We start from the raw sequence: 15,090 nt of genomic DNA, 5'->3' as shown, positions 1-15,090 counted from the left end.
GCCGGCCTCTAAATTGCGAAGCATGCACTATCCCGGTGCACAACGGCAGTCTTGATTATTTCAGGCTGCCAGAGAGGAATTGTTGCAAACGCTCGGACTGTGGATTGACCAGCACCTCACGCGGGTTGCCGCTTTCTTCGACGACACCTTTGTGCAGGAACACCAGCTGGTTCGACACTTCACGGGCGAAGCCCATTTCGTGGGTCACCACCACCATGGTCCGGCCTTCCTGGGCCAGGGCCTGCATCACCTTCAGCACGTCGCCGACCAGTTCCGGGTCGAGGGCCGAGGTCGGTTCGTCGAACAGCATCACCTCAGGTTCCATCGCCAGTGCACGGGCAATCGCCACGCGCTGCTGCTCGCCGCCGGACATGTGGCCAGGGTAAGCGTCTTTACGATGCGCCACGCCGACCTTGTTCAGGTAGTGCTCGGCTTTCTCGCGGGCTTCGGCCTTGGACATGCCGAGCACGTGGACCGGCGCTTCCATGATGTTTTCCATCGCGGTCATGTGCGACCACAGGTTGAAGTGCTGGAACACCATCGACAGACGCGAACGCATGCGTTGCAGCTGTTTCGGGTCAGCGGCTTTCAGCGCGCCGTCCTTGTTGGCAACCAGTTTCAGCTCTTCGTTGTTGAGCAGGATCTTGCCCGCGTGCGGCTGCTCCAGCAGGTTGATGCAGCGCAGGAAGGTACTTTTGCCGGAGCCACTGGAGCCGATGATGCTGATCACATCGCCAGCCGCCGCTTTCAGGGACACGCCCTTGAGCACTTCGTGACTGCCATAGCGTTTATGCAGGTCTTGGACTTCAAGTTTGTACATGCGGTCGGTTCTCACAAAAACAGTCAGTCAGTCGTTGAGCAAGCGCCCGTGACGCAGCGCTTCGCGCCCCGCCACCTTGGCCAGCCAGAAACCGGGTTGGGCATAACGCAGCCGTTCAATGGCAAACAGCACCCCGGACGTACCAGCACACACCGTGCTGACCCGATCCGATAACGGATCGATCACTTCAAAAATCTCGTCGCCGGCTTCGATCCACTCACCGGGTTTACGCAGAAAACTGATCACGCCCGGATGCGGCGCGAACAGCAATTCGGTGCCTTCGAACGGCATGCCTTCACACGCGTCCTGCGCAGGTTTCGGCCATTCGCCGCTGATCAAGCCTTGCTCGGCGAGGAACGCGAGAATGCCTTCTGCGTAAGCCTCGGCGTCAGCGCGAGCGGTATCGGCCTGCCCCCCTAATTCAATAGTAGTCGCCAGACAGGCCAGTGGAATCTGTGCGTCCGGGAACTGTCGGGACAGACGCAACCATGGCAGCGAGCAGGCTTCGTCGAAGGAGCTGCCGCCGGAATCTTCTGCCAGCAAGCCCACTTTCACATTCAGGTGCGCGGCGAGCGAACGCCATTGCGGCCAGTGTTGCGGCAACGCGTACATGTGCAGTGCGGCTTCGGCATCGCAGTGCAAATCGAGCACCACATCGGCAGTGCAGGCATGGCTGAGCAACACGCGCTGCATGCCTTGCAACTGGCTGCTCGCCTTCGGCAATGCCGCCAGGTGATCGCTCATGGCCTGACGGATCAAGCGGATGTTGGCGTGCGGATCGTCACCCAGATGCCCTTCGAGTTGGGCGGCCACTGGCGCGCTCAGTTCGACGAAATCGCGGTTGAAGTTCTTGCCGCTGCCCGCCTCGAAACGCCCTTGATGACTGCCTTGCAACAGCTGACCAAGACCCAGTGGGTTGGCCACCGGCACCAGTTCGACCACACCGTTGAGCAGGCCTTGGGCTTCGAGTTCGGTCAGGCGCTTTTTCAGCTCCCAGGCCGTGCGCATGCCCGGCAATTCATCGGCGTGGAGGCTGGCCTGGATGTAGGCCTTGCGCTCGCCGCTACCGAAGCGGAACACCGAAATCTGGCGTTCGCTACCGAGGTGGCTCCACGGCAATGAATGATCGATGCGTTCCATATCAGTGCTTCCGCGGGGCCAGGTAGCCCAGCCAGCGGCGCTCGGCCAGTTTGAACAGCTTCACCAGAATGAAGGTCAGGCACAGGTAGAACACACCCGCGGTGATGTACGCTTCGAACGGCAAGTAGAACTGAGCATTGACCGTGCGCGCGGCACCGGTGATGTCGATCAGGGTCACGATGGACGCCAGACTGGTGGTCTGCAGCATCATGATCACTTCGTTGCTGTACTGCGGCAGCGCCCGGCGCAGGGCCGATGGCAGCAGAATCCGCTTGTACATCTTGAAGCGCGACATGCCCATGGCCTTGGCCGCTTCGATCTCACCGTTCGGCGTAGCGCGAAGGCTGCCGGCGATAATTTCTGCGGTGTAGGCGCTGGTGTTGATCGCGAAAGCCAGGCACGCACAGAACGTCGCGCTGGACAGCCACGGCCACAGGAAGCTTTCCCGCACCGCCTGGAATTGCGCCAGACCGTAGTAGATCAAAAACAGCTGCACCAGCATCGGCGTGCCGCGGATCACGTAGGTGAAGAGCCAGGCAGTCATGTTGACGGCCGCGTTCTTCGAGACGCGCATCAGCCCCAGCGGCAAGGCCGCCAGCAGACCGAAAAACAGCGACAGCGCGAGCAATTTGAGGGTGGTCACCAGGCCGCCGAGGTACAGCGGCAGGGCCTCCCAAATGACGTTGTAGTCGAAGATCATAGATCAGCCGCCCTTACGCCTACCGAGTAGCGCTTCTCAAGGTGACGCAATGCCAGCAACGAGACACTGGTGATCACCAGGTACATCGCGGCCACTGCGAGGAAGAAGGTGAAAGGCTCGCGGGTGGCATCTGCCGCCTGCTTGGCCTTGAACATCATGTCTTGCAGACCCACCACCGAAATCAGAGCGGTGGCCTTGGTCAGTACCAGCCAGTTGTTGGTGAAGCCCGGAATCGCCAGGCGAATCATCTGCGGCACCAACACCCGGAAGAACACCTGAAAACTGCTCATGCCGTACGCCATACCGGCTTCGGCCTGCCCCTTCGGAATCGCCATGAAGGCGCCACGGAAGGTTTCCGACAGGTACGCACCGAAGATGAAACCCAGGGTGCCGATACCGGCGGCCAACGGGTTCAGGTCGATGTAATCGTCATAGCCGAGCATCGGTGCGACGCGGTTGAGCAGGTCCTGACCGCCGTAGAAAATCAGCAGGATCAGTACCAGATCGGGAATCCCGCGGATCACCGTGGAATACAGATCGCCCAGCCAGGCCAGCCAACGCACCGGCGACAGACGCAGCGCAACGCCGATCAGCCCCAGGACGATGGCCAGGGCCATGGACGACAAGGCGAGCTGAAGCGTCAGCCATGCGCCATCGAGGATGACAGCCCCGTAGCCTTTCAACATGATTCAGATCCTCGAAAGTTGGGATGAAAAAATGGCGCAAACCTCAGAGATCCTGCTGCTTGCGCCATTCGGACTTGTCGCCGGGACGTGTTACTTGCCGTAGATGTCGAAGTCGAAGTACTTGTCCTGGATCTGCTTGTACTTGCCGTTCTCGCGAATGGCAGTGATCGCGGTGTTGACCTTGTCTTTCAGCGCATCACCCTTGCGAACAGCAATACCTACGCCGTCGCCGAAGTATTTGACGTCGGTGAAGGCCGGGCCCACGAAAGCAAAACCTTTGCCGGCGTCGGTTTTCAGGAAACCGTCATTCAGCAGCGTAGCGTCTGCCACGGTGCCGTCGAGGCGACCGGCAGCGACGTCGAGGTAAATTTCGTTCTGCGAACCGTACGGCTTGACCTCGGCACCCAGCGGGGCCAGGACTTCGCGGGCGAAACGCTCGTGGATCGAACCACGCTGCACGCCGATGTTCTTGCCCTTCAGCTCGGTCAGGCCTTCGCTGACTTGAGTGCCGGCCTTCATGACCAGGCGAGCCGGGGTGTTGTAGTACTTGTTGGTGAAGTCCACGGACTTCTTGCGGTCTTCAGTGATCGACATCGACGACAGGATGGCGTCGATCTTGCGCACTTTGAGTGCCGGGATCAGACCGTCGAACTCTTGCTCGACCCAGACGCACTTGACCTTCATCTCTTCGCACAGTGCGTTGCCGATGTCGTAGTCGAAACCAACGATGCTGCCGTCCGGTGCTTTGGAAGCAAACGGAGGGTAAGCCGCTTCGATGCCAATTTTCAGAGGCTTTTCATCGGCGAAGGTTGGCAGGGACAGCACGGACAGTGCCAGGGCGCCAAGCAGCACGAGTTTCTTCATCTTGGGACTCCATCGGTAAAGGGCTAAAACGGCAGAGTGAGCAACAGCCCATTATGCGAATGAGTAAAACCGGAAAGCGGTTGCTGCGTCCTGGGAAACCGGCGTTGTTTTCAACGCGAGCAACGACGAGCGAGTGATCGGCATTCTAACGACAGGCCCGAAGCCGATATTTCTTCAATGCGACAACAAATTACAGAAGCACCGAGAAAGCCGTTTGGGCACGTTGACAGCCTTGCAATTTCATGCAAGAGCAAAAGACAGTGAACCGATCTATATTGCAAATTGCGGGCCTATTATTCGCAAAGCCTTCTAATCCGGCAAGCGCAGCGTGGGTTCTTATTTTTTTGCGGGGTTGAAATGCATTGATGCGGGGTTATGGCGTTTCGCAATGCCCCGTATCGGCGCAGGCGGTTACACATTCAGTTACTTGAAGGGTCGTGGGTAACAGTGGGAAATGGACTACGGGGGAAGCCGATAATTATTGGCTGGTGTTTATGGGGGTGTCTGATAGATAGCCTTCGCGAGCAAGCCCGCTCCCACATTGGATCTCCAGCGAACGTGGGATTTGTGCCCGACTCAAACCCACTGTGGGAGCGGGCTTGCTCGCGAAGGGGCCAGCCCAGCCAACACAAAACCTTCAGCCAATAAAAAGCCCCGCCAGACTCAACACCTGGCAGGGCTTCGATAACGCCAAACGCTACTTAAGCAACATTCATCGTCTTGTGCGTATCAATCAAATGCTGCACCACACCCGGATCCGCCAGGGTCGAGATATCCCCCAACCCATCATACTCAGCGGTCGCAATCTTGCGCAGAATCCGGCGCATGATCTTGCCCGAACGCGTCTTCGGCAGCCCCGGCGCCCACTGGATCACATCCGGCGAAGCAATCGGGCCGATCTCTTTACGCACCCAGTTCTTCAGCTCCAGACGCAATTGCTCGCTCGTCTCTTCACCAGCGATCAATGTGACGTAGACATAAATGCCCTGCCCCTTGATGTCGTGCGGCACACCGACCACGGCTGCTTCAGCGACTTTCGGGTGCGCAACCATCGCGCTCTCGATCTCGGCGGTGCCCATGCGGTGGCCGGACACGTTGAGCACGTCGTCCACACGGCCGGTGATCCAGTAGTAGCCGTCCTCGTCACGACGCGCACCGTCGCCGGTGAAGTACATGCCGCGGAAGGTCTTGAAGTAAGTGTCGACGAAACGGTCATGGTCGCCATACAACGTGCGCGCCTGGCCTGGCCACGAATCGAGGATCACCAGGTTGCCCTCGGCGACGCCTTCGATGATGTTGCCCAGGTTGTCCACCAGCGCCGGCACCACGCCGAAGAATGGACGTGCAGCCGAACCCGGTTTCAGCGCGTGAGCGCCTGGCAACGGGCTCATCATGTTGCCGCCGGTTTCGGTCTGCCACCAGGTATCGACGATCGGGCAACGGGATTGACCGACGTTTTTGTAGTACCAGTCCCACGCTTCCGGGTTGATCGGCTCACCGACCGAACCCAGCAGACGCAAGCTGCTGCCGTCAGCACCTTCAACAGCCGCCTTGCCCGACGCCATCATCGCGCGGATCGCAGTTGGCGCGGTGTAGAGGATGTTGACCTTGTGCTTGTCGACGATCTTCGCCACCCGAGTGATGTCCGGGTAGTTCGGCACGCCTTCGAACAGCAGCGTGGTCGCGCCGTTGGCCAGCGGGCCGTAGACGATGTAACTGTGGCCGGTGACCCAGCCGACGTCGGCGGTGCACCAGTAGATTTCGCCCGGGCGGTAGTCGAACACGCGCTCGTGGGTCATGGCCGCGTACAGCAAGTAACCGCCGGTGGTGTGCTGCACGCCCTTCGGCTTGCCGGTGGAACCGGAGGTGTAAAGGATGAACAGCGCTTCTTCGGCGCCCATCTCTTTCGGCGCGCAGACACTGCCCGCCACTTTCATCAGGTCTTCAAACCAGATGTCGCGATGCTGGTTCCACTTGATGTCGCCACCGGTGCGTTTGCACACGATGACTTTCTGGATGCTGCTGGTTTCCGGGTTGGTCAGCGCGTCGTCGACGTTGGACTTGAGCGGGATTTTCTTGCCGGCACGAATGCCTTCGTCCGCAGTGATCACCACTTTCGAGCGGCAGTCGATGATGCGACCGGCCAGGGCTTCCGGCGAGAAACCACCGAACACCACCGAGTGAATCGCGCCGATCCGGGTGCAGGCCAGCATGGCGACCACGGCTTCGGGGATCATCGGCATATAGATAGTCACCACGTCGCCGCGATGCACATCCTGGCCGCGCAAGGCGTTGGCGAACTTGCAGACTTGTTCGTGCAGCTCGCGGTAGGTGATGTTGCGGCTTTCGGAAGGGTCATCCCCTTCCCAAATGATCGCGACTTGATCGCCGCGCTCGGCCAGATGACGGTCGAGGCAGTTGTAGGAAACGTTCAGGGTGCCATCGGCGAACCATTTGATGTCGACATGGTGATCGTCGAAGGACGTCTGCTTCACCGTGGTGAAAGGCTTGATCCAGTCGAGGCGCTTGGCTTGCTCGCGCCAGAAACCGTCAGGGTTGACGACCGACTGCTGGTACATGGCTTTGTAGGTTGCCTCGTCGGTCAGCGTGTTGGCCGCTACCTCGGGACGAACGGGATACAGAGAAGCCGCACTCATCTTTCTTACCTCGGTGGAATAGTTGTTTTTGTATGGCCCTGTTGTAGCCCGGGCCGGGCCTATAGAACCATTCGACGATGGTAGTAACAAGCCCCTACAAATTATCGTGATAAGCCCTCCCAGACATACAAAACCCCTGTAGGAGCCGGCTTGCTGGCGATGGTCGTCAACGATAACGCGCCAATCCTGACACCCCGTGGCGCTCTCGGGTTTATCGCCAGCAGGCTGGCTCCTACAAGGTGATGATCGTTCCGCCAACAGGTTATTCGGTGATTGTTACGAAATCTGTCAAAGGTGTTTATCAAAACCCCACCTATATGAATGCCAGCCCCACGCCTAAAATCCACCTCGCCAACAAGGCAAACCCTGATTAACCAAGTTGCAGCCCCCACGAAGGCAGTTAATCAAAAACCCGGTAACCAAGTTCCACACGCAACCCCAAAAAGGTTGCGTGACCCCACTCGACCTCTAAAAGGTAAAACTGAAATGAAAGCTTTATTAGTTCTGGCCCTCTCCAGCCTGTGCGCAACCGCCATGGCAGACGAGGTCCCGACTGATGTCGCCCAGCAACAACCGGTCATCGAGGAATACACTTACTCCACTCACCTCGATATCGCCAAAGTTGTCTCCATGAGTGAAATCCCCAATGTGTGCGAAGTTGTCCCCATGAAAATGGAATACGACGACTCCAAAGGCCAACGCCACATTCTGCGCTACAGCATCATGGGTAACGGCTGCTCCAACGGCTAACTCCCCGCACTCCCCTAAACGGTTCGACCCAATGCCCGATCATCACACCGACCTGTAGGAGCCAGCTTGCTGGCGAAAGCAGTCGACGCAATGTTCCAGGCAGTCAAAGCGCCGAACCGTATAGATCGATTTATACGATAGATTTAAGCATTTATTTGCGCTTTTTAATCGAATCCATCGGCGTAGTATGAATTCCACACCAAGGCACACAACGCCAACGAACCTGGAGCAACGACCATGAAAACCAAACTGATCCTCGCCCTGACCCTGTCTGTACTGGCCGCCAACACCTTCGCCGCCGACGGTTACGACCGCACGGGCTCGGCCTCTTTCACCACCGAAGCCGCTGTCGCTTCTGACGGTTACGACCACACCGGCTCGGCCAAAGTCGCCGCCGATGGTGCCGATCACGTCGGTGCAGGCAAACTCGCTTCCGATGGCTTCGATCACACCGGCGCCGCCAAAGTCGCTGCCGATGGTGCCGACCATGTCGGTGCAGGCAAACTCGCCGCCGATGGCGCAGACCACGTCGGTGCAGGCAAACTCGCCGCCGATGGCGCAGACCACGTCGGTGCCGCTCGCCTGAGCTGATCATCGAGCGTGACTGACAGCCCGACTTCGGTCGGGCTTAGTTGTGTCTGAGGCCAGCGAAAACCGACTCAAAACACAAGATGTAGTGAAAAACCCGATTTTCTGGCTATTTTTTGAACAAAAAAGTAGCACGTCAAAATTTAAGAAAAAAAATCTGCACCCGCGATCTCCAGCCAAAGCCCTATAAACCCTCGCTCCGACCGAAAAACCCTCCTTCTCGACCGCTCCATGCGCGGATTCGCCCCACCACGGCCGCAAAAATTTCCCTATAATGCCGCCTTAAACGGGCCTGCAATATTCCCTTACAGGGATGACAGCCAGTCCGAAGCCCAGGCCGACGTCGTCAACGACTGCAGCGCCATCAGCGGCTCTCGGAACCCCGTACAAAATTATGTTTATTTGCCTGCGTGTACCGCTGCAAAAAACGCTATCAAACGCGGCCAGACCGGTCGTGTGAAAAACCAACCAATCAGTTTTCACACGGGCATCTGGCCCTCACGCAGGAGACGACACGTCATGCTGAGCTGGGACGAATTCGACAAAGAAGACAGCGGCGAGACCGTGGTAAAAGGCGCCAACGCCGGCCACGCGACTGAAGCCAACATGGACCGCCTCGACACCGCCGGTGGTGTTGCCGCTCAAGAAGCTCGCGCTGTAACCGCGTCCGACTCCGCCGCCATCGCTCGCGCCAAGGCAGCCCTCGACAACCTCGACATCGCCGAAGGCCTCGCCGAACTCGAAGGCGCCTCCGCCCGTGTCGCCGTTGACGAAAAGCGCATGATCAACTGCCGCGCCGACCTCAACCAACTCGTACCTTTCAAGTACGACTGGGCCTGGCAGAAGTATCTGGACGGTTGCGCAAACCACTGGATGCCGCAAGAAGTCAACATGACCGCCGACATCGCCCTCTGGAAAGACCCGGAAGGCCTGACCGACGACGAGCGCCGCATCGTGATGCGCAACCTCGGCTTCTTCTCCACCGCCGACTCCCTGGTTGCCAACAACCTGGTCCTGGCCGTGTACCGCCTGATCACCAACCCGGAATGCCGCCAGTACATCCTGCGCCAGGCTTTCGAAGAAGCGATCCACACCCACGCCTACCAGTACTGCATCGAATCGCTGGCCATGGATGAAGGCGAAATCTTCAACATGTACCACGAGATCCCATCGGTCGCGAAAAAAGCCACCTGGGGCCTGAAGTACACCCGTTCGATCTCCGATCCGAAGTTCGAAACCGGCACCGTCGAAACCGACAAAGAACTGCTGCGCAACCTGATCGCCTACTACTGCGTTCTGGAAGGCATCTTCTTCTACTGCGGCTTCACCCAGATCCTCTCCATGGGCCGCCGCAACAAAATGACCGGCGTCGCCGAGCAGTTCCAGTACATCCTGCGCGACGAATCCATGCACCTGAACTTCGGCATCGACGTGATCAACCAGATCAAAATCGAAAACCCGCATTTGTGGGATGCCGAGATGAAGGAAGAGGCTTCGCAGATGATTCTGCAGGGGACTCAGCTGGAGATTGAATATGCTCGGGATACCATGCCTCGTGGGGTGCTGGGCATGAATGCGGCGATGATGGAGGACTATCTGAAGTTCATCGCGAATCGTCGTTTGTCGCAGATTGGGTTGAAGGAAGAGTATCCGGGGACGACTAACCCGTTCCCTTGGATGAGCGAGATTATGGACTTGAAGAAAGAGAAGAATTTCTTTGAGACTCGGGTTATTGAGTACCAAACCGGTGGCGCGCTTAGCTGGGATTGATTCTTGGGTTCGCTCAAAGTCGCTAATGCATGAAACCTTCTCACTAAATGTGAAACGGCTTCACCAAAAAGGCTGCCAAATGGCAGCCTTTTTGGTTTGTAATCCGCAGATCCCTAAGTGCCTCATACCCCTCAGAAGCTGTAGCAATTCTCTCCAATTGGTAGACTGCTGAGATTAGGTGCCCATGACGCACCTGTCGTGCCTAAAAGGAATTCATCTTCAATGTCCGCCCTTCAATCCCTGCTCAACACCTACCGATCTACATCTGTCACTGAACGCGAAAAAGGCACCTACTTCGAAGAGTTGATCTGCGCCTACCTGCGCAACGAGGCCACCTATCGCGACCTCTATGACAAGGTGTGGATGTACTCCGATTGGGCGAAGGAGCAAGGGCTGCACAGTCGCGACACCGGCATCGACCTGGTGGCACGTACCCAGGGCACCAGCGAATTCCATGCCATCCAGTGCAAGCTGTACGCTGAGGACTACCGCGTCCAGAAGAAGGACATCGACAGTTTCTTCACTGCCTCGGGCAAAACTCCGTTTACTCACCGGATCATCGTTGCCACTACCAATAACTGGAGCGAACACGCCGAAGACGCCTTGCAGGACCAGCAGCTTTCGATCAACAAGATCGACATGCAAGCGTTGGAAGACAGCCAAATCGACTGGGCCAAATACCAGCCCAAGCAGGCTGTTGCTTTAAAGTCACGCAAGCAGCTTCGGGACCACCAGAAAACCGCACTGAATGCTGTTGCAGCGGGTCTCAAAAATGCCGAGCGCGGCAAGCTGATCATGGCCTGCGGTACCGGAAAGACATTCACCAGCCTGAAAATTGCCGAACAGCAGGCCGGCAAGGGCATGCGCGTGTTGTTCCTAGTGCCCAGTTTGTCGCTGCTGTCACAAACCCTTACCGAATGGACGCAGGAAAGCGAGACTCCGCTCCACAGCTTCGCCGTTTGCTCTGACAGCGATGTAGGCAAGAAGCGCAAGGCCGGTGATGATGCCCCGCAAGTCTTCGCCCACGAACTGCGCTACCCAGCCACTACCAAGGCAGATCGCCTCGCGGCGGAAATGCTCAAGCGCCACGATGCCGAGCACATGAGCGTGGTGTTCTCTACCTATCACTCCATCGACGTGATCAGCCGCGCCCAGCACGAGCATGGCCTGGCAACATTTGATCTGATCATCTGTGACGAAGCCCACCGCACGACCGGCGCCACCTTTGACGACGATGACGAAAGCACCTTCGTGCGCGTTCACGACGCTAACTACATCCATGCTGCCAAACGCCTATACATGACTGCCACACCGCGTATCTACGGTGACAACGCAAAGGTCAAGGCCGAGTCCGGCGAAGTCACCCTTTGCTCGATGGATGATGAAACGCTGTACGGCAAAGAGCTGTTCGTCATCAACTTCTCCGAGGCTGTCCAACGCGGCCTGCTTACTGACTATAAGGTGCTGGTACTCACCGTCGAAGAGAGCGCTATCAGTCGTCGCCTCCAGGACTTGCTGAAGGACGAAAACAACCAGCTCAAAGTGGACGACGCCGCCAAGATCGTCGGCTGCTGGAAAGCGCTGGCTAAACAAGGCCTGACTGAGCAGTTGGTGGGTGACGGCGAGCCCATGAGGCGGGCTGTCGCGTTCTGCCAGGTCATCTCGCCCAACTACAAGGGCACGAAGCACAAGGTCAGCTCGATCAACATCGCAAGCATGTTCCAGTCTGTGGTGGAGGCTTACCAGGAGTCCGAAGAGATTGACGAAGCCTCGCGTATCGTCTGCGAGGCCGAACACGTCGATGGCGGCATGAATGCCAGCCAGAAAGAGGCCAAGCTCAACTGGCTCAAGGAAGAATCCCCGGCCAACACCTGCCGCATCCTCAGCAACGTTCGCTGCCTGTCGGAGGGCGTGGACGTGCCGGCGCTGGACGCCGTGCTCTTCCTCACCCCGCGCAACTCCCAGGTGGACGTGGTGCAATCCGTAGGCAGGGTGATGCGCAACGCACCGGGCAAGAAGCGCGGCTATGTCGTATTGCCGGTAGTTATTCCGGCTGGCATGGAGCCTCACGAAGCGCTCAATGACAACCAGACCTATAAGGTCGTCTGGCAAGTGCTCCAGGCGCTTCGCTCCCACGACGACAGCTTCGACGCCATGGTCAACAAGCTCGATCTGATTGGCTCTGACCCGCGAAAGATGGAAGTCATCGCTATCACCGACAAGGCCGACAAGAAGGCGAAGAAAGCCAGCGGCACGAGCAACGGCCAGGCCGGTAAAGGTCAGTACGGCATTGGCGAGAAGCGCCCGAAACACGATGCCGAAGGCCAGATGACTCAGCAGGCGGAGCTGACCTATGAAGTAGGTGAAATAGAAAAGGCTATCTACGCCAAGATCGTCGAGAAGTGCGGCAACCGCCAGCACTGGGAAGACTGGGCCAACGACATCGCGAAAATCGCCCGCACCCATATCGACCGCATCCAAGGCATCTTAGAAAACTCGGCCAACACCCAGGAAAAGGCCGCTTTCAAGGCCTTTGCCGCCGAGTTACGTGATGACCTCAACGACAGCATCAGCGATGGCGATATTGTCGAAATGCTCGCCCAGCACCTGATAACCAAACCGGTGTTCGATGCGCTGTTCGATGAATACAGCTTTGCCAGCCATAATCCCATGTCGAAGGCCATGCAAGGAGTGCTGGACGCGCTCCATGAGCACCATCTGGCTAAGGAAGCCGACACTCTGGAGAAGTTCTACGCCAGCGTGCGTCAACGCGCTGCCGGCATCAACAACGCCCAGGGCAAGCAGAAGATCATCGTCGAGCTGTATGACAAGTTCTTTGCCAATGCTTTTCCTAGAATGCGAGACAAACTAGGTATCGTCTACACACCGGTCGAAGTGGTGGACTTCATTCTCCATAGCGTCAATCACCTGTTGCAACAGGAATTCGGCCAGACCTTGGGCAGCAAGGGAGTACACATCATTGACCCGTTTACCGGCACCGGAACCTTCGTCACTCGTCTGATTCAGTCAGGCCTGATCAAGCCGGAAGAGCTACCGCACAAGTACAAGTACGAAATCCACGCCAACGAACTGGTTCTGCTCGCCTACTACATTGCCGCCATCAATATCGAAGCGGCCTATCACGGCGAAGTGATCGACGAGTACACGCCGTTTGAAGGTATATGTCTGACCGACACCTTTCAGATGTATGAAAAGGACGATCTGGTAGACGCGCTACTGGTGGACAACAGCGCCCGACGCAAGCGACAGAAGGACTTGGACATTAGGGTGATTGTGGGCAATCCTCCGTACTCAGTGGGACAAGAAGATGCTAATGATAATAATCAGAACGTTATCTATCCTTCTTTAGATAGCCGTATAAGAACTACGTACGCAGCTCGCTCCAATCTAACGATGGTTCGATCTTTATACGATAGTTACATCCGCGCTATTCGCTGGGCCTCTGATCGCATTGGCGATGCGGGCATCATTGGTTTTGTTACCAATGCCGGCTGGGTGGAGGCTAATACCGCAGACGGCTTACGCAAGTGTTTGGTGGATGAATTTTCCAACCTCTATGTGTTCCATCTGCGAGGCAACCAACGGACTAGCGGTGAGACCTCGCGCAAAGAAGGCGGCAAAATTTTCGGAAGTGGTAGCCGCGCCCCCATTGCTATCTCGCTACTGGTCAAGAACCCCGATGCTGCAACGCAAGGGCAGATATATTTCCACGATATTGGCGACTACCTCAGCCGCGAAGAAAAGCTGGAAAAAGTCGCCGCCTTTGCAAGTGTTGCGGGCATCAAGGATTGGCAAACTATCACACCTGATGCACACGGCGATTGGCTCAAGCAGCGCGATGATAGCTTCGGCGAGTTCATCGTGTTGGGTGACAAAAAAGGAGGAGGTATAGCTGTTTTTGATGAGTATTCGCGGGGGCCTCAAACAGGTCGAGATGCATGGAGCTATAACTGCTCAAAAAGCAGCTTATCGAAGAATATTGACTTCATGATCGGAAATTTCAATAACGAGGTAGATAGGTTTGCTACATCGCATGGAGCTAAAGACAAGAAAGCTAGGGAAAAACTAGCATCAAATTTTGTCAATAATGATTCCACCAAAATTAGCTGGACACCTAACTTGCTAAATGACGTGGTGCAAGGGGTGAAGCGAGAGTTCAATCCGGAAAGCAAAGTAGTAGCGCTGTATAGGCCATTTTTTAAAGTGTGGCTTTACAACGAAAAAGCGCTTATGTGGAGTCGGTATCAGATGCACCGAGTCTTCCCCTACGCTCGGAAAGAAAACGTGGCAATCTGTATTCCAGGACGCGGCGGAGACAAGGGGTTTTCTGCACTTGTAACCAACCACATACATGATTTGAACTTGGCCCCCGGAATGGGTGGATATCAGTGCTTCCCCCTCTATCGCTACGACGAAGCCCCCCAAACCGCACCCGACGATTTGTTTGCCGAAAAAGATGGGGTGGGCCTGCGCCGCCGCGACGCCATCACTGACGCCGGCTTGGCCTACTTCCAGGCCGCTTACACCGGCGAGCAGATCAGCAAGGAAGACCTGTTCTACTACGTCTACGGCATATTCCATTCGCCAGACTACCGTAAACGCTTTGCAGACAACCTGAGCAAAGAGCTTCCACGTATTCCGGCGGTGAAGAGGGCTACCGATTTCTGGGCTTTCAGCAATGCTGGCCGCGCTCTGGCTGACCTTCATCTCAACTACGAAACCGTCGAGCCCTACCCGCTGAACGTCGAGGCTAAGGGCACGCTCACCGATGCTGATTACCACGTGGAGAAGATGAAGTTCGCCAAAAAGGGCGACAAAACCACCGTCATCTACAACCACCGGATCACCCTCAAGGGCATCCCTGAGACGGCGTGGGACTACGAGGTCAACGGCAAGTCCGCGCTAGATTGGGTGATGGAGCGCCAGGCCGTGCGAACCGACAAAGCCAGTGGCATTGTCAACGACGCCAATGACTGGGCCATCGAAAGCATGAACAACCCCAAATACCCACTGGAGCTGTTCCTGCGCGTGATCACCGTCAGCCTAGAAACCATCAAGATCGTGAGGGCACTGCCACCCCTCGATATCGCCTAA

General features: G+C 57.0%; 10 protein-coding genes. 4 read left to right on the top strand and 6 right to left on the bottom strand.

Going from position 1 to position 15,090, the window contains the following annotated elements:
* Window positions 1-55 precede the first annotated feature (55 nt).
* The 6 genes from PMI32_RS02115 to acs all read right to left on the bottom strand — a co-directional run bounded on the left by PMI32_RS02115 (window position 56) and on the right by acs (window position 6,867).
* Window positions 56-820 carry an ABC transporter ATP-binding protein gene (locus PMI32_RS02115; protein WP_008034888.1) on the bottom strand — a complete coding sequence of 255 codons (765 nt, stop codon included), beginning with the start codon at window positions 818-820 and terminating at the stop codon, window positions 56-58.
* A 27-nt stretch (window positions 821-847) separates the two neighbouring features.
* Entirely contained in the window at window positions 848-1,960 is a 1,113-nt protein-coding gene (locus tag PMI32_RS02120) for a M14 family metallopeptidase (protein WP_008034886.1), read from the bottom strand.
* A 1-nt stretch (window position 1,961) separates the two neighbouring features.
* A complete protein-coding gene (locus PMI32_RS02125) occupies window positions 1,962-2,660 on the bottom strand; it encodes an ABC transporter permease (protein WP_008034884.1) in 699 nt (232 codons plus the stop codon).
* Window positions 2,657-3,346 (bottom strand): ABC transporter permease, encoded by a 690-nt coding sequence (locus tag PMI32_RS02130; RefSeq protein ID WP_007951063.1) that lies wholly within the window; start codon window positions 3,344-3,346, stop codon window positions 2,657-2,659. Before PMI32_RS02130 ends, PMI32_RS02125 begins: the two co-directional genes overlap by 4 nt.
* Window positions 3,347-3,436: 90 nt before the next feature.
* Window positions 3,437-4,210, bottom strand: coding sequence for an L-arginine-binding protein AotJ (gene aotJ / locus PMI32_RS02135; RefSeq protein ID WP_008034882.1), 774 nt, complete (start codon window positions 4,208-4,210; stop codon window positions 3,437-3,439).
* 701 nt (window positions 4,211-4,911) lie between these two features.
* The gene (gene acs, locus PMI32_RS02140) at window positions 4,912-6,867 is read right to left on the bottom strand and encodes an acetate--CoA ligase (RefSeq protein WP_008034880.1); all 1,956 of its coding nucleotides are present in this window, start codon (window positions 6,865-6,867) and stop codon (window positions 4,912-4,914) included.
* 486 nt (window positions 6,868-7,353) lie between these two features.
* Here acs and PMI32_RS02145 point away from each other — a divergent pair, with 486 nt between their 5' ends.
* The 4 genes from PMI32_RS02145 to PMI32_RS02160 all read left to right on the top strand — a co-directional run bounded on the left by PMI32_RS02145 (window position 7,354) and on the right by PMI32_RS02160 (window position 15,090).
* Window positions 7,354-7,617, top strand: coding sequence for a DUF2790 domain-containing protein (locus PMI32_RS02145; RefSeq protein ID WP_008034878.1), 264 nt, complete (start codon window positions 7,354-7,356; stop codon window positions 7,615-7,617).
* A gap of 237 nt (window positions 7,618-7,854) precedes the next feature.
* The gene (locus tag PMI32_RS02150; protein ID WP_008034876.1) at window positions 7,855-8,208 is read left to right on the top strand and encodes a hypothetical protein; all 354 of its coding nucleotides are present in this window, start codon (window positions 7,855-7,857) and stop codon (window positions 8,206-8,208) included.
* A gap of 516 nt (window positions 8,209-8,724) precedes the next feature.
* Window positions 8,725-9,975: a ribonucleotide-diphosphate reductase subunit beta gene (locus tag PMI32_RS02155; RefSeq protein ID WP_008034875.1), complete on the top strand. Its 1,251-nt coding sequence runs from the start codon at window positions 8,725-8,727 to the stop codon at window positions 9,973-9,975.
* 222 nt (window positions 9,976-10,197) lie between these two features.
* Window positions 10,198-15,090, top strand: coding sequence for a DEAD/DEAH box helicase (locus tag PMI32_RS02160; RefSeq protein ID WP_008034873.1), 4,893 nt, complete (start codon window positions 10,198-10,200; stop codon window positions 15,088-15,090).

Source organism: Pseudomonas sp. GM60 (assembly GCF_000282415.1).
In the GTDB taxonomy this organism is placed as follows: Bacteria; Pseudomonadota; Gammaproteobacteria; order Pseudomonadales; family Pseudomonadaceae; genus Aquipseudomonas; species Aquipseudomonas migulae.
The sequence above is the reverse complement of the archived record's forward strand: the minus strand, read 5'-3'. Positions and strand labels throughout refer to the sequence as shown.

Coding starts and splice junctions, on each gene's coding strand:
- PMI32_RS02125 (WP_008034884.1), bottom strand. CDS start 2,660: ATGATCTTCGACTACAACGTCATTTGGGAGGCCCTGCCGCTGTACCTC.
- PMI32_RS02115 (WP_008034888.1), bottom strand. CDS start 820: ATGTACAAACTTGAAGTCCAAGACCTGCATAAACGCTATGGCAGTCAC.
- PMI32_RS02120 (WP_008034886.1), bottom strand. CDS start 1,960: ATGGAACGCATCGATCATTCATTGCCGTGGAGCCACCTCGGTAGCGAA.
- acs (WP_008034880.1), bottom strand. CDS start 6,867: ATGAGTGCGGCTTCTCTGTATCCCGTTCGTCCCGAGGTAGCGGCCAAC.
- PMI32_RS02145 (WP_008034878.1), top strand. CDS start 7,354: ATGAAAGCTTTATTAGTTCTGGCCCTCTCCAGCCTGTGCGCAACCGCC.
- PMI32_RS02150 (WP_008034876.1), top strand. CDS start 7,855: ATGAAAACCAAACTGATCCTCGCCCTGACCCTGTCTGTACTGGCCGCC.
- PMI32_RS02155 (WP_008034875.1), top strand. CDS start 8,725: ATGCTGAGCTGGGACGAATTCGACAAAGAAGACAGCGGCGAGACCGTG.
- aotJ (WP_008034882.1), bottom strand. CDS start 4,210: ATGAAGAAACTCGTGCTGCTTGGCGCCCTGGCACTGTCCGTGCTGTCC.
- PMI32_RS02160 (WP_008034873.1), top strand. CDS start 10,198: ATGTCCGCCCTTCAATCCCTGCTCAACACCTACCGATCTACATCTGTC.
- PMI32_RS02130 (WP_007951063.1), bottom strand. CDS start 3,346: ATGTTGAAAGGCTACGGGGCTGTCATCCTCGATGGCGCATGGCTGACG.